Source organism: Kitasatospora sp. NPDC058184, assembly GCF_042883725.1.
Lineage (GTDB): Bacteria > Actinomycetota > Actinomycetes > Streptomycetales > Streptomycetaceae > Kitasatospora.
In genome coordinates, this window is the sequence record NZ_JBHVVE010000032.1 from 31,203 (window position 1) to 52,977 (window position 21,775).

The 21,775-nt window shown below is 74.4% G+C and carries 16 protein-coding genes and 1 pseudogene; 7 read left to right on the forward strand and 10 right to left on the reverse strand.

Annotation, left to right across the window (positions count from 1 at the left end):
• Positions 1-2 precede the first annotated feature (2 nt).
• The 3 genes from ACFVXH_RS37445 to ACFVXH_RS37455 all read right to left on the reverse strand — a co-directional run bounded on the left by ACFVXH_RS37445 (position 3) and on the right by ACFVXH_RS37455 (position 4,830).
• A complete protein-coding gene (locus ACFVXH_RS37445) occupies positions 3-2,300 on the reverse strand; it encodes an ATP-binding cassette domain-containing protein (RefSeq protein ID WP_387830595.1) in 2,298 nt (765 codons plus the stop codon).
• A 190-nt stretch (positions 2,301-2,490) separates the two neighbouring features.
• Positions 2,491-2,826, reverse strand: coding sequence for a DUF5132 domain-containing protein (locus ACFVXH_RS37450; RefSeq protein ID WP_387830597.1), 336 nt, complete (start codon positions 2,824-2,826; stop codon positions 2,491-2,493).
• A 303-nt stretch (positions 2,827-3,129) separates the two neighbouring features.
• A complete protein-coding gene (locus ACFVXH_RS37455; protein WP_387830599.1) occupies positions 3,130-4,830 on the reverse strand; it encodes a DUF885 domain-containing protein in 1,701 nt (566 codons plus the stop codon).
• 226 nt (positions 4,831-5,056) lie between these two features.
• On the opposite strand from ACFVXH_RS37455, the gene ACFVXH_RS37460 reads away from it, so the two are divergent.
• Genes ACFVXH_RS37460 through ACFVXH_RS37480 form a run of 5 tightly spaced genes read left to right on the forward strand, consistent with a single transcriptional unit; the run spans position 5,057 to position 11,577 of the window.
• Complete coding sequence (locus ACFVXH_RS37460) at positions 5,057-6,640, forward strand: ABC transporter substrate-binding protein (protein ID WP_387830601.1); 1,584 nt, start codon at positions 5,057-5,059, stop codon at positions 6,638-6,640.
• Positions 6,641-6,651: 11 nt separating this feature from the next.
• The gene (locus ACFVXH_RS37465; RefSeq protein WP_387830603.1) at positions 6,652-7,620 is read left to right on the forward strand and encodes an ABC transporter permease; all 969 of its coding nucleotides are present in this window, start codon (positions 6,652-6,654) and stop codon (positions 7,618-7,620) included.
• A gap of 2 nt (positions 7,621-7,622) precedes the next feature.
• Positions 7,623-9,488, forward strand: a complete 1,866-nt coding sequence (locus ACFVXH_RS37470; protein WP_387830605.1) for a dipeptide/oligopeptide/nickel ABC transporter permease/ATP-binding protein — start codon at positions 7,623-7,625, stop codon at positions 9,486-9,488.
• Positions 9,485-10,276, forward strand: a complete 792-nt coding sequence (locus ACFVXH_RS37475) for an ABC transporter ATP-binding protein (protein WP_387830607.1) — start codon at positions 9,485-9,487, stop codon at positions 10,274-10,276. Before ACFVXH_RS37470 ends, ACFVXH_RS37475 begins: the two co-directional genes overlap by 4 nt.
• On the forward strand, positions 10,273-11,577 hold the full coding sequence (locus ACFVXH_RS37480; RefSeq protein WP_387830609.1) for an NAD(P)/FAD-dependent oxidoreductase: 1,305 nt from the start codon (positions 10,273-10,275) through the stop codon (positions 11,575-11,577). Before ACFVXH_RS37475 ends, ACFVXH_RS37480 begins: the two co-directional genes overlap by 4 nt.
• Here the strand turns inward: ACFVXH_RS37480 and ACFVXH_RS37485 are convergent.
• On the reverse strand, positions 11,567-12,631 hold the full coding sequence (locus tag ACFVXH_RS37485) for an alpha/beta fold hydrolase (RefSeq protein WP_387830611.1): 1,065 nt from the start codon (positions 12,629-12,631) through the stop codon (positions 11,567-11,569). The two genes, ACFVXH_RS37480 and ACFVXH_RS37485, sit on opposite strands and share 11 nt — an antisense overlap.
• Positions 12,632-12,868: 237 nt before the next feature.
• Between ACFVXH_RS37485 and ACFVXH_RS37490 the strand changes: the two genes are divergently transcribed.
• Positions 12,869-14,152 (forward strand): amidohydrolase family protein, encoded by a 1,284-nt coding sequence (locus ACFVXH_RS37490; RefSeq protein ID WP_387830613.1) that lies wholly within the window; start codon positions 12,869-12,871, stop codon positions 14,150-14,152.
• Positions 14,153-14,170: 18 nt separating this feature from the next.
• Here the strand turns inward: ACFVXH_RS37490 and ACFVXH_RS37495 are convergent, their stop codons facing one another.
• A complete protein-coding gene (locus ACFVXH_RS37495) occupies positions 14,171-15,205 on the reverse strand; it encodes a 3-oxoacyl-ACP synthase III family protein (protein ID WP_387830615.1) in 1,035 nt (344 codons plus the stop codon).
• A 606-nt stretch (positions 15,206-15,811) separates the two neighbouring features.
• Here ACFVXH_RS37495 and ACFVXH_RS37500 point away from each other — a divergent pair.
• Positions 15,812-16,165: pseudogene (locus tag ACFVXH_RS37500) on the forward strand (glycosyl transferase); the annotation flags it as partial.
• Between the two features lie 87 nt (positions 16,166-16,252).
• Here ACFVXH_RS37500 and ACFVXH_RS37505 read toward each other — a convergent pair.
• The 5 genes from ACFVXH_RS37505 to ACFVXH_RS37525 all read right to left on the reverse strand — a co-directional run bounded on the left by ACFVXH_RS37505 (position 16,253) and on the right by ACFVXH_RS37525 (position 21,764).
• The gene (locus ACFVXH_RS37505; RefSeq protein WP_387830617.1) at positions 16,253-17,404 is read right to left on the reverse strand and encodes a cytochrome P450; all 1,152 of its coding nucleotides are present in this window, start codon (positions 17,402-17,404) and stop codon (positions 16,253-16,255) included.
• A 295-nt stretch (positions 17,405-17,699) separates the two neighbouring features.
• Positions 17,700-19,424 carry an FtsX-like permease family protein gene (locus ACFVXH_RS37510; RefSeq protein WP_387830619.1) on the reverse strand — a complete coding sequence of 575 codons (1,725 nt, stop codon included), beginning with the start codon at positions 19,422-19,424 and terminating at the stop codon, positions 17,700-17,702.
• Between the two features lie 829 nt (positions 19,425-20,253).
• Positions 20,254-20,430 (reverse strand): hypothetical protein, encoded by a 177-nt coding sequence (locus ACFVXH_RS37515; RefSeq protein ID WP_387830621.1) that lies wholly within the window; start codon positions 20,428-20,430, stop codon positions 20,254-20,256.
• 178 nt (positions 20,431-20,608) lie between these two features.
• Positions 20,609-21,064 carry a hypothetical protein gene (locus ACFVXH_RS37520; RefSeq protein ID WP_387830623.1) on the reverse strand — a complete coding sequence of 152 codons (456 nt, stop codon included), beginning with the start codon at positions 21,062-21,064 and terminating at the stop codon, positions 20,609-20,611.
• A 244-nt stretch (positions 21,065-21,308) separates the two neighbouring features.
• Positions 21,309-21,764: a hypothetical protein gene (locus tag ACFVXH_RS37525; protein ID WP_387830625.1), complete on the reverse strand. Its 456-nt coding sequence runs from the start codon at positions 21,762-21,764 to the stop codon at positions 21,309-21,311.
• Positions 21,765-21,775 lie beyond the last annotated feature (11 nt).

Here is a 21,775-nt window from a genome sequence, read left to right on the forward strand (position 1 = left end):
GGTCAGGCGGCGAGTTCGCCGGCCTGGAGTCGCCAGAGGGATGCGTAGAGTCCGTGCCGGGCGATGAGTTCGTCGTGGGTGCCCTGTTCGGCCACGACGCCGCCCTTGTCCATGACGTAGATCCGGTCCGCGTGGCGGACGGTGGAGAGCCGGTGGGCGATCACGACCATCGTGCGGTCGGCCGAGAAGGCCCGGAGCGTGCGCTGGATGGCGGCCTCGGTCTCGTTGTCGACGGCCGAGGTGGCCTCGTCGAGGACGACGACCGGCGCGTCCTTGAGGATCGCCCGGGCCAGGGCGATCCGCTGCCGCTGGCCGCCGGAGAGGGCGGCGCCGCGTTCGCCGATCACCGTGTCGTAGCCGTCCGGCAGCGTCGCGATGAAGGTGTGGGCCTCGGCCATCGTGGCCGCCTCCACCAGGGCCTCGTCCGAGGCGCCGAAACTGCCGTAGCGGATGTTGTCGGCGATGGTTCCGTCGAAGAGGAAGGCGTCCTGGGCGACGAACCCGATCGCGTGGCGCAGGTCGCGCCGGCGCAGGTCGCGCACGTCCCGACCGTCGAGCAGCACGCTGCCGGACTCCGCGTCCTGGAAGCGCATCAGCAGCTTGGCGACGGTCGTCTTGCCGGAGCCGGTCGCGCCGACGAGGGCGGTGACCCGCCCGGCGGGGATGGTCAGCGAGAGGTCCTCCAGGACCGGCGGCCGTCCGGGGTAGGCGAAGGTCACGCCGTCGAGGACGATCTCGCCCTTCACCGTCGCGACGTCGAGCGCTTCCCCGGTGCCCTCGGTCTCGGCGGGCAGGGCCTCCAGCCGGTGGACCCGGTCGTAGGCGGCGAGCGTGCGCTGGTACTGGTCGACGATGCCGCCGAGCCGGTTCATCCGCAGCATCACCATCTGCGGCAGCCCGATCAGCGGGCTGAACACCTCGAACCGCAGGGTGCCGTCGAGCACCGAGCGGCCGCCGAGCAGCAGGGTGCCGGCCATCGAACTCGTCGTGCAGACCCGGACGACCTCGGCGTGCCGGATCGTGCCCCGGTCGGTCTGCCGGTTGCTCTCCTGGGCTTCCCCGCTGAGCCGGTCGATGCGCTCGGCCTCGTAGTCCTCGGTGCAGAAGCTCTTGACCGTGGCGCCGGCCTCCAAAGTGTTCACCAGCTGGCTGTGCAGCCTGGCCCGGCGCTCGCCGGAGACGGCGTAGTCGGTCGCGGCCCTGTCCTGGTAGCGGAGCGACAGCCAGGCGATGACCGGGATCGGCAGGAACGCGATCCAGGCGATCTGCGGGGCCAGCAGCAGGAACGCCGGCACCAACAGGGCCAGGCTGGTGCCCAGTTGCAGCACGTCGTTGGCCGAGGTGGCGAAGAAGCTGCCCAGCTGCCGGACGTCGTCGGTGAGCACGCCGGCGATCCGGCTGGTCCGCTCGCCTTCCAGCTGCCCCAGTTCGAGGTGCTGCACATGGGCGTAGGTGCGGCTCCGCCAGTCGTGCTCGATGTCCTGGCCGAGCCCGCGCCACTGGAGGTTCGAGGCGTACGAGAGGCCTGCCACGGCGGCGCAGGCGACGGTCACCAGCCCTGCCAGGCCCCAGAGTTGGGAGGTGGCGGTGGTCAGCCCGAAGCGGACCAGCGGCGCGGCCTCGCCCTTGATGAGGACCAGGGCGGTCCAGCCGAGGAAGGTGCCGAGCGCCATCTCCGAGACCTGGCAGGCGACCGAGAGCGCGGAGGCCCGGTAGAGGCGCCGGCGGTGCGGCCCGACGACCTCCCGCAGCGGGTGCCGGCCGGTGCCGGACCCGGACAGCTCCCTGGTCCGCTCGACCGCTCGGCGCCATGCCGTCCGGACGACGGCGGCCGTCGCGACGGCGACCCCGCCGAGCGCCACCAGCTGCCTGCTCAGCGCCGACCCGCGGATCAGCGCGATACCGGCCGCCGCCCCGCCGCCCACGGCGAGGACGGGGCGCAGGACGGGAACGCGGTCCGGCCGCGTCCCCGGTCCGGCGGCGGGCCGGGCCGCCGCCGGCGGGGCGGTCCTGACCGGACCCTCCGCGACCCGGGCGACCACCCGGCGCAGGATCCGGCCGACATCCGCAGCGGGCAGCAGCGATTCGTGCCGGACGAGGACCCCACCGGTGATCGGGTTCGCCTGCGCCTCGGTGATCCCGGGGACGCGACGCAGCGCTGCCGCGAGGACTTCGGCCGTCCTCGGCCGTCCGAGGACCAGCTTGACGTCCCAGCGCTGGCGGCCCGGAATGACCGAGCGCGGGCTCACGTCCGGATCCACGGAGCGGAATCCGGCCGCGGCACCCAGCAGAGATGGCATGTGTACGATCACCTGTTTGCAGAGGTCGCGAACGATCCGCCATCGGGCATGACGGAACACCGCGACGGAGCGGAATTCTGAACGGGCGGCCGATGCGGCCGGAAGGCCCTCGGCCGACCGCCGCGTGGACACGGCGCGCGAGTTCGGTCGCGGTGCGCGTCCAGGCGGCGGGTCAGGACATGATGGTGCGTCAGTGCGTCTTTCCGGCACCGGCGTTCGCGCGAATCTTCGGCGCCCTCGCCTCGGCGTCGCCCGGGGCGGTCGCCCCGGCCTTCTCTTCGAACGGGGCAGTGGCCTCCGCGGCGCGGTGGCCCTCACCGGAGGCGACCTGGGCCGCCACCACGTCGGCGGCCACCTCGGCCGCGAGGTCGTGGATGTTCTCGCCGGCCTCGTGGGCGGCCTTCTTCACCTCCATGACGATGCCGACGGACGTCTTGACGACACCGCGCACCAGTGGCTTGAGGAGGCGCTTGGCCAGCGGCGCGACGACGAGACCGATCAGGAACGGCGGAACTACGGGCGGCATGGTGTTCCCATCTCTCTACGCAGACGGATGACAGGGGATCCGGGCGCTTCGGACTCCGGAGCGCGCACAGCAGAACGGACGGACGTACCCGCCTCGCGGGATGACCGGTTCCCCTCGCGGATTTCCCGCGGAACCGAAACTCCTCGCCGATGGGGTCCACCGCCCGATCCTCCGTCACCGTAGTCGAGTCGAGCTCACCAAAACCAAATGCTCCCAAGGGGATTCACTCGTGCGAGTGCAATCTGAACATAACCCAGAACGATCGCTTGTATGTACGCCAAGCAATTTGTCAGATAGTAATATTTATTGATCGGCTACGACCTTCAGCTCCCGCGTGACCCGCCGGCGCAGGGCGGGGAACGGCAGCGCGCCACCTCCCAGCACCGCCTCGTGGAAGGCCCGCACGTCGAACCCGGCACCCCGGCCGGCCTCCGCCTCCGCCCGCAGCCGGACGAATTCCAGGTAGCCCGCGCGGTAGGAGAGCGCCTGCCCCGGCAGGTCCGTCGAGTACCGCAACAGGTCCGAGGCGATCTGGCCGTCCTCCTCCGTGGAGTTGGCGCGCATGAAGTCCCGCGCCCCCGCCAGGTCCATCGTCCCGAGGTTGAGCCCGGTGTCGACGACCAGCCGCTGCGCGGTGAACCGCTCCTGCGCGAGACGCCCGTACGCGTCCCACGGGTCCTCGTAGAGGCCCATCTCCCAGCCGAGCCCCGCCGCGTACTCGGCCCAGCCCTCGTTGAACGCGCCGAACTCCGCCGCCTCGCGGCGCAGTCGCGGCAGCGCGGCGTCCTCCGCCTGCCGGGCGAGGTGGAAGTGGTGCCCGGGCGCCAGCTCGTGGTAGATCAGGGAGGCCGAGCCGATCAGGGACCGCCGGTCCAGGTCCGAGCCGTTGTAGCGGTAGCGCCCGACCGCACTGGCCGCGGTCGGGGCCTCGTAGTACCCGAAGGTCATCCCCGGCTCCAGCGCCGGATCCAACCGGGCCAGCCCGTACGGGGCGGTCGGCAAGGTGGCGAACCACTGCGGCAGCCGCGGCTCCAGCCGGTCGAGGTGGCCGCGGAACCGGGCCTCGACCTCCTCGGGCGTCCGGGCGTACAACCGGGACTCGGTCCGCAGCCGCTCGTGGAACCCGGCCTCGGTGCCGTGGAAGCCGAGGGCCTCGCGCACCTCCCGCATCCGCTCGGCCAGTTCGCGGCACTGGTCGCGGCCGAGCTCGTGCAGCCGCTCGGGCCCGGTGTCGCTCCCGGTGTGGGTCCGGACGAAGTCCCGGTAGGCCTCCTCGCCGCCCTCGTAGTGCGCCCACCCGACGTCCCGCGGCGCCCCTCCCGGGTACGCCGGGTCGTCGACGCACCCGAGCAGCCGGTCGAAGGCCGGCGCCAACTCCGCCTCCACCAGCCGCCGGACACCGTCCCGGAGGCGTCCGCGCCCGGCCGGCCCGAGCCCACCGAGCCGGTCGTCCGCCACCGTGACCCGGCGCCCGGCGGAGGACCGCAGGCCCTCGACCGTGGCCCGCACCCCGGCCAGGGCCGGCGCCGGCACCCGGAAGCCGCGCGCGGCCTGGCCGACCACCTTGTCACCGATCGAGCCGACCACCCGCGCGAGGTCGTGCACCAGCGCCACGTACCGTTCACCGTCGGCTGGTTCGGCGAAGCGGAAGTCGCCCAGGACGGCATCGACGTACAGCGACAGCGGGAAGAGCCGGTACGGCGTGGCGGCGGGCGTCAGCCAGTACCACCGGTGGGCGCGCAACTCCTGTTCCGCCAGCGCCACGAGGACGGCCGCGGTGTCGGCATCGGCACCGGACAGCTCCGCGCCGTCGAGCGGCCGCATCCGCTCCAGCACGCCGGCCGCGAACCGCTCCCGCTCCTCGGACTCGGCGAGCGACGCCCCCGGCAGCGTCTCCACCGGGAGCCCCTGGCGGACCCGCAGCAACGGCTCCCGCTCCAGCAGGAACTCCCAGTAGCGGTCCGCCAGGTGGCCGACCTCACGGCCCGGATCGTTCGTCGTCATGTCGACACAGTGTGGCGATGGCGGACGGCCAGGTCACCCGGCCGACGGCCTACAGGCCCCGACACCCCTCGAAGGAGTGAATCGGAATCACCCCCCGCCGACATCCCGCGCCCGGCGTACGCACGGCTCCCGACAAGGTGGGAGAGGCGAACCCATTCAATCGAACACGCCGTTCCCCCACGTGAGTTGACTCGCCAGCGCCAAAGCCCGGTGGCACCATGACGCCATGCTCCGTCGCCCCCTGCCGGCCGCCCTCGCGGCCGCCCTGACCGCTGCGGCCCTCGCGCTCAGCGGCTGCGGCAGCACTGCCACGTCCTCGACGAGCACCCCCCTGGTGGACCGCGGGACCGTCCGGATCGCGGCGGCCGGCGAGACCCCGAGCTTCGACCCGTACTCCACCTTCGGTGCCTCCCAGGCCCGCTACGCCTACGACTCCCTGGTGAACGTCGCCCCCGACGGCACCCTGGTCACCGGCCTGGCCACGTCCTGGCAGGCCACCGCCACCTCCGCCGACTTCACCCTCCGCCCGGGCGTCACCTGCTCCGACGGCACACCCCTCACCGCCTCCGCCGTCGCCCGGTCCCTCAGCTACGCGGGCGACCCGGCCAACCAGCTCGCCGGCGCCCAGACCGTCCTGCCGAACGTGCCGTTCACCGCCACCGCCGACGACACGACCGGCACGGTGTCGGCGACCACCACCGCCCCCTTCCCGTTCCTCACCCGCAGCATCGGCCTGCTGCCGATCGTCTGCCCGGCCGGCCTCGACCACCCCCGGTCGCTGGACCGCACCACCCAGGGCACCGGCCCCTACGTGCTCACCCGCTACACCCCCGGCGGGCCCTACGAGTTCACCGTCCGCGACGGCTACACCTGGGGACCGGCCGGGGCGAGCACCGCGGAGCCCGGCCTCCCCGCGCACATCGTCATCTCCGTCGTCCCCCAGGCCTCCACGGCGGCGAACCTGCTGCTCACCGGGGGCGTCGACATCGCGAACGTGAACGGTCCCGACCGCGCCCGGCTCACCGGCCACGGCCTGGCCGTCACCGACGTGGCCACCGTGGTCGGGCTGACCTTCTTCAACCAGCGCCCCGGCCGGGCCCTCGCCGACCCGGCGCTGCGCCGCGCCCTGGTCTCCGCCCTCGACCGGCAGGGGCTCGCCAACGTCGCGGTCGGCGGCACCGGCCGCCCCGCCGGCGACTTCGGCGCCGAGGGCGCCGTCTGCCACGCCGACCTCGCCGACGCCAACCTGCCCGCCCAGGACGGCGCCGAGGCCCTGCGCGCGGCCGGCTGGACCCGCTCCGCCGGCGGCCCGCTGACCAAGGACGGCAGGGCGCTGCGGCTCCGCCTGATCACCAGCCCCGACCTCGGCCCGACCCTCTCCTCCGTCGCCGAGCTGATGGCCCGGCAGTGGACGGCGCTCGGCGCGCGGGTCGACCTGGTCAGCGAGAGCCTGCCCGCCCTCGTCAACGCCATGTACCAGAGCGCCGACTTCGACGTGGTGGTCGGCACCTCGCCGGGCTTCGCCCTGCCGGTCGGCTTCATCCCCTTCTTCTCCGGCCCCACCCCCGCCCAGGGCCTCAACTTCGCGGGCGTGCGCAACCCCGAGTACGACGCCCTGGTCGCCCAGGCCCTCCGGGAGACCGACACGACGGGCTGCGGCACCTGGAACCGGGCCGCCGCCGCGCTCTTCCGCGCGGCCGACGCCCTGCCGATCGCCGACGGCCGCAGCGGCGTGTACGGCCACCGCACCACGTTCACCACCACCTTCGGCGGCCAGCTCGTCCCCACCAGCATCCGCCTCCACCAGTGACCGGGGCCACCATGTCCGTACCCCGACTGCTGCGGCACCCCTGGACCGTGTTCCTCGGCCGCCGCACCGTCCGGCCGCTCCTCTCCCTCGCGGTCGTCCTCACCGCCTCGTTCGCGATGATCCGCCTCGTCCCCGGCGACCCGGTCCGCGCCGCGCTCGGCGTCGACGCCGCCCCCGCCCTGGTCGCCGCCCGCAGACACAGCCTCGGGCTCGACGCGCCGTTCCTGTCCCAGTACCGGCACTACCTCGGCGGCCTCCTGCACGGCGACCTCGGCACCTCGCTGACCACCGGGACACCGGTCGCGGAGCTGGTCCGCACCCGGCTGCCCGCCACCCTGGAGATCGCCGGGCTGGCCTTCCTGGTCACCCTCGCCGTCGCCCTGCCCGGCGGCCTGCTCGCCGCCGTCCGCACCCGCGACGGCCGCCGCCCGCGCACCGAGCTGGCGTTCACCGCCGTCACCGCCGGCCTGACCGGGGTGCCGGACTTCGTCCTGGCCGCCGGACTCACCGCGCTGCTGGCCGTCGGCCTCCAACTCCTCCCGGTGGCCGGTGCGGCGGGCGTCGAGTCCTTCGTCCTGCCCGTCCTCGCCCTCTCCCTCGCGCCCACCGCCGTCCTGCTGCGCATCGTCCGGGTGGAGGCGCTGAAGGTGCTGGACGAGGACTACCTGCGCACCGCCCGGAGCAAACGGCTGTCCCCCGCGCGGTACTACCTGCGGCACGCGGCACCGAACACGGCCACCGCCGCGCTCACCGTCGCCGGGAGCCTGCTGCCCGGCCTGATCGCCGGCACCGTGCTGGTCGAGAAGGTCTTCGCCTGGCCCGGCATCGGCTCCGCCCTGGCGCAGTCCGTGGTCGCCCAGGACTACCCGGTGGTCCAGGCGATGGTGCTGGTGCTGGGCACCACCGTGCTGCTCGCCGGCCTCCTGGTCGACGTGCTGCTCGCCGTGCTCGACCCCCGCTCGGCGATCAGGGAGATGTGACCATGAGCCTTCCGTCCGGCCTCCGGCGCTCGCCCATGGCCTGGGTCACCGCCGTCATGCTGGCCTCGCTCGTCCTGCTCGCGCTGGTCGAACCGCTGGTCTGGGGCGCGGCGGCCGACCGCCCGGACCCCTCGGCGGTGCTCCAGGGGCCGTCCGCGGGGCACCCGTTCGGCACCGACAACCTCGGCCGGGACCTGCTCGCCCGGGTCCTGGCGGCCACCCGGCCCTCCCTGCTGCTCGCGCTGGCGGCCGTCCTGCTCGGCGCGAGCGCGGGGGTCCTCCTCGGGGCCTCCACCGCCGTGCTCGGCCGGCGCGCCCGCCGGCTGACCGCCGGACTGGTCAACCTCCTGCTCGCCTTCCCGGCGCTCCTGGTCGCGATGTTCCTCGCGGTCGTGTTCGGCGCGGGCGCCGCCGGGGCGATGCTGGCCCTCGCGGCCGCGGGCGTCCCCGGCTTCGCCCGGCTCGCCCAGACCCTCGCCGCCGGGGTGGCGGGCACCGACCACCTGGCCGCGGCCCGGGTCCTCGGCCTGCGCCGCCTGCGGCTGCTGTGGCGGCACGTCCTGCCCAACATCGCCGAGCCGCTGCTCCTGGCCACCACCACGGCGGCGGGGACCTCCCTGGTCGCCCTCTCCGGGCTGAGCTTCCTCGGCCTGGGCGTCCAACCGCCCGGCTACGACTGGGGGCAGCTGCTCAACCAGGGGCTCGACCGCGTCTACGCCGAGCCGCTGCCCGCCCTCGCACCCGGTCTGGCCATCCTCTACGCGGCCCTGACCTTCCAACTGCTCGGCGAGGTCCTGGCCGGGAGCGTCGCCCGGCGCGGCCCGGCGCCGCGCACGCCCGTACCGACGCCCGCCGCGAGCGGCCACGCCGAGGACGGCCTGGTGCTCCAGGTCGAGGACCTCCACGTCGAACTCCCCACCCCTGACGGCGTGATCCGGCCGGTGCGCGGCGTCAGCCTCGCCCTGCGGCCGGGCGAGACCGTCGGGCTCGTCGGCGAGTCGGGGTCGGGCAAGTCGCTCACCGCGCTCGCCGTCGCCGACCTGCTGCCGTACGGCGCCCGGGCGCCCCGGCGCACCCTGCGGCTGCTCGGGGCCGACCTCGCCGCCCTGCCCCCGAAGGAACGGGACCGGCACCTCGCGACGGGCCTGGCGGTGATCTTCCAGAACCCGGCCTCGGCGCTCAACCCGTCCCTGCGGATCGCCACCCAGCTCACCGAGACCGTCCGGGCCCACCGGGGCGCGAGCCGTGCCCGGGCCGCCGCGGAGGCCGCCGACGCGCTGCGCCGGGTCGCCCTCTCCCCGGCACTGCTGCGCTCCCGCCCCCACCAGCTCTCCGGCGGCCAGCGCCAGCGCGTGATGATCGCCTCCGGGCTGATGGTGCGGCCCGGCCTGATCATCGCCGACGAGCCGACCACCGCGCTCGACGTCACCGTGCAGCGGCAGATCACCGGGCTGCTGTCCGAGATCCGGCGGGACACCGGCGCCGCCATCCTGTTCATCAGCCACGACGTCGCGCTCGTCGGGGAGTTCTGCGAACGCGTGCTGGTGATGTACGCGGGCACCATCGTCGAGGCCCTGCCCGCCGACCGCCTCGCCGACGGCGCCCGGCACCCCTACACCCGGGCCCTGGTCGCCTCGGTCCCGGAGCTCACCGCCGACCGCGACCGGCCGCTGCGGACCGTCGACGGCGCACCGCCCGACCCGCTGCTGCCCGCCCCGGGGTGCGCGTTCGAGCCCCGCTGCCCGCGCCGCCGGGACCACTGCGCCGAGCAGGCCCCGCCGCTGGAGGACCTCGACGCCGGCCACCGGGTCGCGTGCTGGTCCCCGGTACCGGTGGCGGCGGACCCGGAGACGGTGGCCGCGTCATGACCGAACTCCAGGTCACCGGCCTCACCGTCCGCCACCCCGGCCCGCGCGGCCCGGTCACCGCCGTGGACGGCGTCTCGCTGGAGGTCCCGTCCGGTACGACGCTCGGGCTCGTGGGCGAGTCCGGCTCCGGCAAGTCGAGCCTGGCCCGCGCGATCGTCGGCCTCACCCCCGTGCACGCCGGCCGGGTCCTGCTCGACGGCCGGGAGGCCCGCACCCGCACCGTCCGTGACCGCCGCCGGCTCGGCCGCCTGGTCCAGGTCGTCCTCCAGGACCCGGACACCGCGCTCGACCCGCGGATGACGGTCCGCCAGACGCTCGTCGAGGCGGCCACCGTCTTCCGCCGGCTCGACCGGCCCGCCCGCGCCGAGCGCGTCACCGAACTGCTCGGCCTCGTCGGCCTGGACCCGCGGCTCACCGACCGGCTGCCACGCCGGCTCTCCGGCGGGCAGCGCCAACGGGTCGCCATCGCCCGCGCCCTGGCCGTCGAACCCGGCCTGCTGATCGCCGACGAGATCACCTCGTCGCTCGACGTCTCGGTGCAGGCCTCCGTGCTCAACACGATCCGGGAACTCCAGCGGCGCCTCGGCCTGTCCATGCTGTTCATCGGCCACAACCTGCCGGCGGTCTGCCACGTCTCCGACGCGGTGGCGGTCATGCGGCACGGCCGGATCGTCGAGACCGCCCCCACCGCAACCCTCCTGCGCGCCCCGCGGCACCCGTACACTCGGACGCTACTCGCCGCCGTGCCGAGCCTGCGCACGCCGCCGCCCGGGGAGGGGCCGCCATGACCGACGTTCGACCGGACGCCGTGGTCGTCGGAGCCGGGGTGATCGGCGCCGCCGTCGCCCTCGAACTCGCGCGCGCCGGGCGGCAGGTGATCGTCGTGGACAAGGCGGGCGCCGTCGGCCACGGGTCCACCAGCGCCTCCAGCGCGATCATCCGCTTCAACTACTCCACCTTCGCGAGCGTCGCCACCGCCTGGGAGGCGCGGCACCTCTGGACGTCCTGGCCCGACCACCTGCGGCTCACCGGCCCCCGCCCGCTCGCCGCCTTCCACCGCACCGGCGCCGTGCTGCTCGACTCCCCCGAGGTCGAACCCTCCGAGACCGCCGCCCTGTTCGAGCGCGCCGGCGTCCCGTACGAGCGGTGGGACGCCCCGACGCTGCGCGAGCGCCTTCCCGGGATCGACCCCGGACGGTACTGGCCGCCGAAACCGGTGGACGACGACGCCTTCTTCGCCGACCCGTCCGGCGAACTCGGCGCCCTGTTCACCCCGGACGCCGGGTACGTCGACGACCCCCGGCTCGCCGCCCTGAACCTCGCCGACGCCGCGGTCGCGCTGGGCGCCCGACTCCTCCTCCACCACACCGTGGTGGCCGTCGACCGGCACGCAGACCGGGTCACGGGCGTCCGCCTGGCCGACGGCTCGCGGATCGCCGCACCGGTCGTGGTCAACGCCGCCGGCCCGTGGTCGGGCGGCCTCAACCGGCTGGCGGGCGTCGGCGCCGACTTCACGATCGGTGTGCGTCCGCTGCGCGAGGAGGTCCACCAGGTCCCCGCACCAAACGTCCGGACCGCCGACCCCTTCCCCCTGGTCGCCGACCTCGACGTCGGTACCTACGTCCGCACGGCCCCCGGCGGGCAGCTCCTGGTCGGCGGGACCGAGCCGGACTGCGACCCGCACGAATGGATCGACGACCCGGACGGGGCCGATCCCCGCCCCACCGCCCGGCGCTTCCGCACCCAGGTGACCCGGGCGGCACGCCGGTTCCCGGCGCTCCGGGTCCCCAACCGGCCCCTCGGCGCGGCGGGCGTGTACGACGTCGCCGACGACTGGACCCCGATCTACGACCGCACCGCCCTCGACGGCTACTACGTGGCGATGGGCACCAGCGGCAACCAGTTCAAGAACGCCCCGCTGGTGGGCCGCTACCTCGCCACCCTGATCGACCGCGTCGAGGCCGGGCACGACCACGACGGCGACCCGGTGCGCTTCCGCTGCGACCACACCGGCACCGTGGTCGACCTGGGCGCCTTCTCCCGCCGGCGCCCGGTCCGGACGGACTCCGCGCGGACGGTCATGGGCTGATCGCGGGCAGCTCGCGCACCAGGTCCCCGACCACGCCGACCACGAACTCGGGCGCCTCGTGCGGGAAGTCGTGGCCCGTCCCCGCCGGTGTGTACACCAGCCTCGACGCCGTCGACGCCGCCAGGTAGCGGACCCGGCTGCGGAGGTAGAAGCGGCTGATCCGCTCGGCCTCGACCGCGTCCCGGGCACCGGCCAGCACCGCCTCGCCGCCGATCAGGTCCCGCGGTACCACCAGCACCAGCGGCAGGTCCCCGAGGTCCCCGTCGTACACCACGGTGTCCCAGCCCACCTGTGCCAGCCCGGACGGCGACAGCTCGGCGAAGATCGACGCGGCGGCGCAGCACGGCCCGGTCCGGCCGCCGGGGCCCCGGTGCGCGCCGAACAGCTGCCGCACCGCCGTCAGCAGGACGCCCCGGCGCAGCGCCGCGAGCTGCCCGTTGGGCGGCGCGAAGGCGATGACCTCCAAGGGGGTCGGGTCCAGCAGGACGAGCCCCGCCACCAGGTCCGGCCGGCGCCTGGCCACGTTCGCGACCAGCAGCCCGCCGAAGGAGTGGCCGACGAACACGAAGGGTGCCCGCTCCCCCGCCGCCTCCAGCGCCGCCGGCAGCGCCGCCGCCTCGGCGGCCGTCGTCCGGGGGAACGGCCCGACGTCGCTCCAGCCCGTCCCCGGGCGGTCGACCAGCACCGACCGGGCCTGGGCCGACAGCATCGTGTGCAGTTCCCGGAGGTCCTCGCCGGGGGCGTGCCCGCCGGGCATCCAGACCACCGTCGGCCCCGCCCCGGCCCGCCCCTCGGCGAGGACGTGCATCCGATGACCGCCCACGTCCACCAACCGCCCCGGCGGCGGATGCGCCCGCGCCTCCCGGGCCACCAGCACCAGATGCCGAACGGCCCCGGCCGCCAGCAGCACCCCGACGGCCAGCGCCAGGCCGGCGAGCGCCACCGACCAGGCCGCCCCCACCGCGAGGAGGCCGCCGCCCGCCGCCGCCACCGCCAGCGCGACCGGCGCCCCGATCCAGTCCCGGCTCACCACCGCGAGCAGGGAGTTCGCCATTCGTCCGTCCCGTCGCATCGGCCCTCCGCGACAGCAGCGCGTCCGACAACTGCCCCCTGGCCTTCTCTTTCCCGCCCGCTCGTGCCCTCACCCTGATCAACTCCCCCACAGTCCGGCATTCCGGGTACCCGGGCGCACCCGGGGCCGGGCCGGTCGGCTGCCGGCCGGGCACCGCCGGACCGGTCCGATCCGTCCGGCCCCCTGGTCCCGGCTCCGTGACCGGCCGAAGATGGCGGCATGGGTGTCGACGGAGCGGGTGCCGGGCTGCTGGTGACGAACGTGCGCGTCTTCGACGGGACCGGAGCCGAGGCGGCGCCGGGGTACGTCCGGGTGGAGCGGGACAGGATCGCGGAGGTGGTGCTGGGCCGCCCCTTCCCGTCCGGTCCCCCGGGTGGCGCGACGGTGCTCGACGGCGGCGGCCGCACCCTCATCCCCGGGCTCACCGACGCCCACGTCCACCTGTTCGCGGCCGGCGGCACCATGGCGGAGCTCCAGCTCGCGCCGACCGGCACCGTCTACTACCAGGCCCTGGCCGCGGCCCGCTCCATGCTGATGCGCGGCTTCACCACGGTGCGGGACATGGCCGGCGACACCGAACCCCTGCGGCGGGTGCTGGACAGCGGGCTGTTCCCCGGCCCGCGGATCTACCCGAGCCAGGCGGCCGTCTCCCAGACCTCCGGCCACGGGGACTTCGGGACGGTCCACGACGCCCCCACCGCCCTGGGCGGGCCGCCGGCCCGGAGCGAGCAGCTCGGGTTCACCCGGGTGGCCGACGGGCCGGAACGGGTGCTCGCCGCGGTGCGCGAACAGCTCAGGAAGGGCGCCACCCAGATCAAGCTGATGGCCGGCGGCGGCGTCAGCTCGGAGTTCGACCCGCTGGACGTCCTGCAGTTCACCCCGGCCGAGCTGGAGGCCGCCGTCGCCGCGGCCTCCGACTGGGGCACCTACGTGACGGTGCACGTCTACACCTCCGAAGGCGTCCGCCGCGCGGTGCGGGCCGGGGTGCGGTGTGTCGAACACGGGCACCTCCTCGACGAGGACACCGTCCGCCACCTCGCGGAGCAGGGCGTCTGGCTGAGCACCCAGCCGTTCGAGGTCGACGACCACCACTACGCCTCCCCGGACAGCGCCCGCAAGAACCGCGAGGTCTGCGAAGGCGTCGCCCGCACCATCGGCTGGGCGGTGCGGCACGGCGTGCGGCTGGCCTTCGGCACCGACCTGGTCTTCGACCCCGGGAAGGCGCACCGGCAGAACGAGATGCTCGTCCGGCTCGGCGACCACCTCGGCCCGGTCGAGGCCCTGCGGACGGCCACCTCCGGCAACGCCGAGCTGTTCCGCCTGTCCGGCCGCCGGGACCCCTACCGTGCCGCACCGCTCGGCGTCATCGCGCCGGGCGCCTGGGCCGACCTCCTGGTCGTCGACGGCGACCCGACCACCGACCTGTCCGTGCTCGCCGACCCCGAACGGAACCTGCGACTGATCGTCAAGGACGGCGTCGTCCACAGGAACGCACTCGGTTGACCCCCTCGCTGTGGCCGGTCAGGCGTGCCGGAGGCAGAGGGTTCCCCACTGGAATCCCGCACCGATCCCCGACAGCACATAGGTGTCCCCCGGGAGCAGGGCGCCTTCGGCCATCGTGGCATGGAGCGCGGTGAACAGCCCGGCCGACCCGGTGTTGCCCAGCCGCTCGACCGTGACGGGCACCCGCTCGCGGGGAACGCCCAGGGCGGTCATGGTCTCGGTGAGGATGTTCAGGTTGGCCTGGTGCAGGAAGAAGTGCCGGATCCGGTCGACCGGCACACCGGCCCGGTGCGCGGCGCTCGCGATGCTCTCGGGCAGGCGGGTGGTGGCGGTGTTCCAGACGGCGCGGCCGTCCATCCGCAGGTAGTGCTCCCCGGCGGCGACGGTGGCCGCGGTGGTGGGCAGCCGGGAGCCCCCGGCGGGGATCTGGACGCCGTAGGAGAGCTGGGAGCCCAGGTCGTAGGAGAGCAGGCCCGCTCCGGCCTCGTCGGTGCGGGTGAGCACCACGGCCGCCGCGGCGTCTCCGAAGAACACCCCGGCGGTGCGGTCGGTCGGATCGGTGACCCTGGAGGCGCAGTCGGCCGCGAGCAGCAGGACGGTGCTGATGGAGGGGTTCTGCAGGAGGTGGGCGGCGATCAGCACGGCCTGGACGCCGGAGGCACAGGCCGCCTGGGTGACGTCCAGGGACAGGGCGCGGTGGGCGCCAAGGGCGTCCTTGACGATCAACGCGGTCGACAGGAGCGGCTGGTCCCCGGTGTAGGAGGCGACGACGACCGCGTCCAGCTGGGCAGGCCCGACCCCGGCGGCCTCCAGGGCCGGGTGGGCCGCGGCGACGCACATGTCGGAGGTCGCCAGGTCCGGGGCCAGCCGCCGGCGCTCACGGATACCGGTGCGGCTGGTGATCCACTCGTCACTGGTGTCCAGGGTGCGGGTGAGCTGCTCGTTGGTCACGACGGTCGGCGGAAGGTGCACCCCCGTCCCGGCGACGGCGAACGGCACGGGCAGCCCGGCGCCGGTCTGGTGGTGCAGCGTCTGCTCCACGGTGACGGTCACAGCAGGGTGCTCCGCCCGGATTCGATCGGTCCGCCGCGAGAGGCTCCCATGGTTCTTTTCCTTCCCCTGCCGGTCCGTCATTTTTCAGTACCGTCGCATCGTTCCACGAAACATCGAGGCCAGATGTCTCGTGGTAATCCGTAAGCGTGACGAAGCCGCCGACCAATTGACATCCAGTCGCCGTGATGTGCTATCGACCGGATTCCTGAAATGGATCCGCGCAGGAAAGATGAATACGCCGCTCTCGCAAACTGACCGTCCACTCCGAAAAGTCGTACGAAAAGAGCGCGGATGACCGATCCAACGGCGTATCGGGGGTCGCCGGCGGTGAGGACGTCGAACTGCGGGGCTCGACGGCGGCCCGGGCATCATCGCCGCCGGTGGCTGCGGCGAGTCGCGAATCTCGATGGCGTTGCGGCGCTGGTGCCGCCAGGGTGTCCCCGTGCTGACACTGACTGTGAGGCCTTCTCCACCGAGTACGGCGTCCCGCTCGGTGTCGCCGACACCATGACGATGGCGGACGGGCTCAACCTCGTGTTCGTCCCGCGAGAGTTCCAGCCGGCCGCTGACAGCTTCGACGAACGTTTTCACTTCGTCGGCCCCTCGATGGGCAGTCGCGAGCAGACCGAGCACTGGTCGCCGCCCGACCCCGACGCGCCACTGCTGTATGTCTCACTGGGCACCGTCTTCAACGGTCGCCCGGAGTTCTACCGCGCCTGCATCGACGCCATCGCCGACGGGCCCTGGCAGCCGGCGATGACCGTGGGCGATACGGATGCCGCCGTACTCGGCGCCATCCCGAGCCGGGTGGACATCCGGTCGCGGTTCCCGCAACTGGCGGTACTCCGCCATGCCACCGCCTTCGTATCGCACGCCGGGATGAACTCCGTTATGGAGACGCTGCATTACGAGGTCGGCCTCGTCGCCGTCCCGCGGACACCCGAGCAGGCTGCCAACGGCGACCGCCTGACCTCCGGGACACCGGCGTTCACGAGGACGGCCGTCCCGGAGCATCGGTGGCGGCCGGTCCGGCACCAGGCCGGTCCGTCACCAGGTGGCGGGCAGGTGCAGGGGGCTGCGGGTGGAGGTGCCGAGCCGCCATTCGATCCCGGTGGTCGGCAGGGTGAGGCGCAGGCCGGGCAGGCGGGCGGCGAGACGGTGGAGGGCGATCCGCATCTGGAGGCGGGCCAGCCACGCGCCGGGGCAGAAGTGGGGACCGGCGCCGAAGGCCAGGGTGCCGGCTTCCAGCGGGTCGAACAGCCGGCTGAGGGAATCGGGTGGGAAGACGCCGGGGTCCCGGCTGGCGGTGGTGCGGTCGGCCGCGACGATGTCGCCGGCGCCGATGGTCACGCCGCCCAGCTCGACCTCCTCGGCGGTACGAAGGAGGCTTCCGGGGCGTTCCCTGTTGGCCCCCAGGGGGATGGTGTGCAGCAGCCGCTCCGCCGCCAGGGCGGCCGCCGCCTCGTCCGAGCCGATGCGCCTCCAGGCGTCGGGGCGTTCGGCGAGCAGGTAGAGCACCGCGTTGGCCAGCGTGGTCATGCTGGTCTCGTGTCCGGCCACCATCAACCCGCACACCAGGTTGACCAGTTGGCGCTCGGACACCTCACCCTCGCGGTCCGCGGCCCGGACGATGGCGCTGACCAGGTCGTCGCCGGGTGCGCGTCGGCGGTCGGCGAGCAGCCCGGCCACGTACGCGGTGAACTCCCGCATCGCGCGGCTGACTTCGGCGGGGTCGCGGTCGGCGGTGGCGAAGGCGAGTTCGGTCCAGTCCCGGACGCGTCCGAGGTCCTCGCCGGGGAGGTCCATCATCCTGGCGATCACCGCGCCCGGCAGCGGCCTGGTGTACCCGGTGACCAGATCGGCCGGGGCGCCGAGCCGCACGAGGTCGTCCAGCAGCCGGTCGACCACGGAGGTCACCCACGGACGCGACCGCTCGATCGCGCCGGGGGTGAACGCCCGTTGGAAGACGCGGCGCATCCGGTGGTGCTCGATCCCGTCCTTGTGGAACATCGAGTCCCGGTCGCTGCCCAGATTGGGCGTGTCACTCAGCGGCGGCGCGTCCGGGGCGAACAGCAGCGACCGCTTGAACCGGGCGTCCACGAGAGCCCGGCGGACGTCGTCGTAGCGCGTGACCAGCCAGATCGGAGTGCCGTTCGGCAGCTGCTCACGGCGCGGCGGCCCCACGGACGGCAGCTCCATGCGGTGCATCGGGACCAGCCGTGCTCCGGGGACAGTGATTGTGAGGTTCTCGGTCTGGGGCAACGGTTCCCCCTGGGATCGTCGGATGGCTGCGGTGCGGTCGGCAGGCACCGGCGGCTCTCGGGCGGGTCACCGCCCGCCGTCGGCGTCGGACGGACGGGCACGGTGGTTCGCGGACGTCATGGTGGCGAAGCGGCAGCCGGGGCGCCAACCGGCCCGCGCAGGGTTCACCCGTCCGGCGGCAGGCGGCCGGGCGTCCCGCCCCCGATCCGACGGTTCCCCTACCCCTGTCCACCTACCGCCGGCCGCTCGCCGCGAGCGGGCGGGAGCGCAGCAGGGCGCGGGTCGGCAGGGCCGTCGCGGCGAGGCAGAGGACCACGGCCGCGGCGGCCAGCGGCAGGGCGGTGCCGGGCGGGACGTACGGCGGGGCGTCGGCGAGGCCCCGGGCGATCGGGACCAGGGTGATCCAGGCGATCAGGCCGCCGAGCAGCAGCCCGGTCACGGCCACCAGCAGGGCCTCCCAGCGCATCATGCCGCGTATCTGGCGGCGGGTGGCGCCGGTGAGGCGGAGCAGGGCCACCTCGCGGCCGCGGTCCAGGACGGTCATCACCAGGGTGTTGGCGGCGGTGATCGCGGCGAAGCCGCCGAGGACGGCCGCCATCACGGAGTTCGCCCAGTCGCCGGCCTCGCGCCTGCGGTCGGTCTGCGCGACGTACCCGGCGCGGTCGGCCACCGTGAGCCCGACGACCGTGGCGGCCCCGGTGGTGGAGGCCTCGGCGGGGAGCTTCGCCAGCCGGGCGGCGACGTCCGCGCGGTCGGCTCCGGGTGCGTCCGCGACGAGCACCTGGCTGTCGTAGGCGACGGCGGCGTGTGCGGCGACGGCGGCCCGGGGCAGGATCAACTGCCCGAAGCCGAGGCCGCGTTCGTAGGTGGCGACGACCGTCAGCTGTGTCTGGGTGCCGTCGCCGAGCCAGAAGGAGGCGCGGTCGCCGACGCTGTGGCCGAGCCTGTCGGCGAGGGCCGCGTCGAGGGCGACGGTGTCCGTGCCCCGGGCGAGGTCGGCGAGCGAGCCGCTGCGCACGCCCAGGTCGAGGACCCGGGGCAGCCTCGTCGGATCGCCGGACACGCCGAGGGCGTTGGCGGAGCGGAGCTTCCCGTCGGAGCGGTAGACGGCTCCGGTGCGCAGCACGCCCACGGCGGCTTCGACGCCGGGCACCTCGGCGGCCCGTTCGGCGGTGGCGGCGGGCAGGCCGCGACCGGTGGAGCCGAGCACGTGGTCGGCGACGACCCCGGCACGCAGCTGTTCGCCGGTGGCGTGCCCGACGCTGCTCTGGATGAACAGCATGGTGCCGCAGAAGGCGCTGACCATCACGATGGGTGTGATCGCGGAGGTCAGCCGGCGGGCGTCGGCCCGGGCGTTGTCGGCGGCCAGCGATCCGGCGGTGCCGCCCGCGCCCGCCCGCAGCGGCAGGCCGAGCACCCCGGCGGCGACCCGGGCCACCCAGGGGCCGAGCAGGGCGGTGGCCACCAGGAAGCACATGACCACGCCGAGCGCGGTGTTGGCGGCGTTCTCACCGCTCAGGCCGGCGGCGACGGCGGCCAGCACGACGCCGCCCACGACGGCCGCCAGGCCGAGGAGGGCCCGCACCACGCCCGCCCGTCCGGCCGGCACCGAGGCCTCTCCGAGTGCCTGGCCGGGGCGCAGGCGGGAGGGACGGTGCGCGGCGAGGTAGCCGGCGGCCAGCGCGGCCAGCGAGCAGGTGGCGACGGCGACGAGCGCGGGGACCGGTCCGACGTCCAGTTCGACGCCCTCGGGGACGGCGCCGCGGGAGACCAGTCCGTCGAACCACCAGCGGGCCAGCGCCACGCCCGGGACGAGGCCGAGCAGGCCGGCGAGGGGTGCCACCAGCATCGCCTCGGTGGCGACCGTGCGGCGGATCTGGCGGGGGGTCGCGCCGACGGCGCGCAGCAGGGCGAACTCGCGGGCCCGCTGACCGACGGCCAGAGCGACGGTGGACACCACCACGAAGACGACAGCAGCGTCCGGCTCTGCCCGAGCCCAGGCTGTTCGACGGAGCCGCGGTCCTCGCCGGTGACCACCCTGATCCCGGTGGGCGACGCCCCGGAGGCCTGCGGGCCGGCGGTGTCGCGCAGGGCCTCGCGGAGCCGGCGGGCGAGGTCCTTGGCGCCGACGCCCTCGCTCGGCTGGACGGCGATGGCGTCCACCCGGCCGGGGTGACCGGAGAGCTGCCCGGCCACCGCGTCGGCGAACCAGGCCGTCGGGCCGGCGTTCTGCGGCGCGGCCAGGCCGGAGATCCGGTAGGTGCCGCTGCCGCCGGGTGCGACCAGGGTGAGGCTCGCGCCGGGTGCCAGCCGGGCGTCCCGTGCGGTGGCGGCGTCCAGGACCACCTCGTCCGGGCCGGGGGCGCGGCCCTCGACCAGGGTGTCCGCACCGCCGGCGATGCCGAGCGCCGCGTACCCGCGCCCGGTCAGGCCGGCTGCGGCCGGACCCGGCTGGATCGGGAAGGCGGTGTCGGGACGGGCCGCCGCGACACCGGGCAGGGCAGCGATGCGCTGGGCCAGGGCCGCGTCCACCCGGGGCCGGTCGGGCACCGGCCGGTCGACGGCCTTCTCCTTCTTGTTGACCTTGCGGACGATCCCGATGTCCGGACCGGCCGCGACGACGACCGGCGCCTGCGCGTAGCGCACCGGGGGCACGCTCGCGGTGATGCCGGTCTGCAACAGGGTGCCGCAACCCATGATGACCGCGGCGCCGAACAGCAGGGCGACGAAGGTCCCCGCGAAGGAAGGCGGCCGGAAGCGCACCGAGGCGCGCGCGAGTCCGTTGCTCATGCCGCCGCCCCCGACGGGGCGGTGGAGCTGCCGCGGCCCGGCGCGAGGTCGACCCCGCGCACCGCGTGCACCGTCTCGCCGCCGCGCCGCACCGCGCGCGGTCCGATCGCGGGGCGGGCGGGGGCGTGAGGCTCGGGCGGTTCGTACTCCTGGCGGTGGTGGCGGGCTGCCATGGTGCTGCCATCCCTCGTGGATCGTGTCCGTCAGCGACGGGGTCCAGGCTAGGAACGGCGGGTGGGCACGAACCATGGTGGCGACCGGCGTGCGCGGGGTGGGGATAACCCCACCCGACGCGCGCAGGCCTCGGGCGGGCCGGACCGGCTCCAGCGGGCCTTGCCGCCCGGCCACGGCTCAGCCGCAGTGCTCGAAGCTGTAGCCGGTGTCACCGGTGCCGGAGAACTCGTTGTACTTCAGCCCCCCGATGAAGTCGATGCAGGCCCCCTTGGCGTACGCGTAGACCGGGCCCGCGTACTGGGTGTAGTTGCTGCCGACACCGTCCTTGATCCAGGTGCTGTCGCGGGAGCGCCGTATCTCGACGAAGATCTCGTGCTGGCCGCTGACGACCGCGTCGTTCCCGCGGGCGATCACGCAGTTGTACCCGTTTCCGCTGTTGTAGTAGACGTCGATGAAGCCGACCACCGCGGCCACGTTGTGGATGTCGTTGATCTCCCAGCTCCGCTTGAAGTCGTACGCGCTCCCGCACTTGTTGACCCGGGCGGAGGCGTGGGCCGCGCCGGCGGAGAGGCCGACGAAGCCTCCGGCGAGGACCGTGGCCGCGAGGACCGTCGCGAGACGCTTCCTGATCATCGAGAACTCCTTCGAGTGCCGGGGTTCGCGGACCGCTTCCGCGATCCGCGCGGAACTGCCGGCGGCGGGTGGTGCGTTGCTGGATCGCGTCGCCGCCGGGTGGTACGTCGGGCGGCCGACCGCCCCCGTTGTCGTCGGTCGGCCGCCCGGTCGCGGCGCTCGGGGTTCGTGGTGCGGACTCCCCGGCGCCCGTCAGAGGGCGGCGCCCGGCCCGCTCGAACGGGCCCTGCCGCCCGGCGATGGTTCAGCCGCAGTGCTTGGAACCGTAGCCCGAACCCCCTTGCCCCGTGAACTCGTTGTACTTCAGCCCACCGACGAAGTCGATGCAGGCCCCCTTGGCATACGCGTAGACCGGGCCCGCGTACTGGGTGTAGTTGCTGCCGAGGCCGTTCTCGATCCAGCCGTCCGTTCCGGAGCGCCGTATCGCGACGTAGATCTCGTGCTGGCCGGTGACGGCCGCGTCGCGTCCGCGGGCGATCGCACAGTTGTACCCGTTCCCGCTGTTGTAGTAGATGTCGATGAAGCCGACCACCGGAGCCGCGCTGGAGTTGTCGGTGATGTCCCAGCTCCACTTGAAGTCGTACGCACTCCCGCACTTGTTGACCCGGGCGGAGGCGTGGGCCGCGCCGGCGGAGAGGCCGACGAAACCTCCGGCGAGGACGGTGGCCGCGAGGACCGTCGCGAGCTGCTTCCTGATCATCGAGAGCTCCT

What these genes read in the sequence shown, in the direction of transcription:
- ACFVXH_RS37460 (WP_387830601.1), top strand. Translation starts at nt 5,057, where the DNA reads ATGCTCCGTCGCCCCCTGCCGGCCGCCCTCGCGGCCGCCCTGACCGCT.
- ACFVXH_RS37485 (WP_387830611.1), bottom strand. Translation starts at nt 12,631, where the DNA reads ATGGCGAACTCCCTGCTCGCGGTGGTGAGCCGGGACTGGATCGGGGCG.
- ACFVXH_RS37490 (WP_387830613.1), top strand. Translation starts at nt 12,869, where the DNA reads ATGGGTGTCGACGGAGCGGGTGCCGGGCTGCTGGTGACGAACGTGCGC.
- ACFVXH_RS37525 (WP_387830625.1), bottom strand. Translation starts at nt 21,764, where the DNA reads ATGATCAGGAAGCAGCTCGCGACGGTCCTCGCGGCCACCGTCCTCGCC.
- ACFVXH_RS37465 (WP_387830603.1), top strand. Translation starts at nt 6,652, where the DNA reads ATGTCCGTACCCCGACTGCTGCGGCACCCCTGGACCGTGTTCCTCGGC.
- ACFVXH_RS37470 (WP_387830605.1), top strand. Translation starts at nt 7,623, where the DNA reads ATGAGCCTTCCGTCCGGCCTCCGGCGCTCGCCCATGGCCTGGGTCACC.
- ACFVXH_RS37475 (WP_387830607.1), top strand. Translation starts at nt 9,485, where the DNA reads ATGACCGAACTCCAGGTCACCGGCCTCACCGTCCGCCACCCCGGCCCG.
- ACFVXH_RS37450 (WP_387830597.1), bottom strand. Translation starts at nt 2,826, where the DNA reads ATGCCGCCCGTAGTTCCGCCGTTCCTGATCGGTCTCGTCGTCGCGCCG.
- ACFVXH_RS37445 (WP_387830595.1), bottom strand. Translation starts at nt 2,300, where the DNA reads ATGCCATCTCTGCTGGGTGCCGCGGCCGGATTCCGCTCCGTGGATCCG.
- ACFVXH_RS37455 (WP_387830599.1), bottom strand. Translation starts at nt 4,830, where the DNA reads ATGACGACGAACGATCCGGGCCGTGAGGTCGGCCACCTGGCGGACCGC.
- ACFVXH_RS37515 (WP_387830621.1), bottom strand. Translation starts at nt 20,430, where the DNA reads ATGGCAGCCCGCCACCACCGCCAGGAGTACGAACCGCCCGAGCCTCAC.
- ACFVXH_RS37520 (WP_387830623.1), bottom strand. Translation starts at nt 21,064, where the DNA reads ATGATCAGGAAGCGTCTCGCGACGGTCCTCGCGGCCACGGTCCTCGCC.
- ACFVXH_RS37505 (WP_387830617.1), bottom strand. Translation starts at nt 17,404, where the DNA reads ATGGAGCTGCCGTCCGTGGGGCCGCCGCGCCGTGAGCAGCTGCCGAAC.
- ACFVXH_RS37480 (WP_387830609.1), top strand. Translation starts at nt 10,273, where the DNA reads ATGACCGACGTTCGACCGGACGCCGTGGTCGTCGGAGCCGGGGTGATC.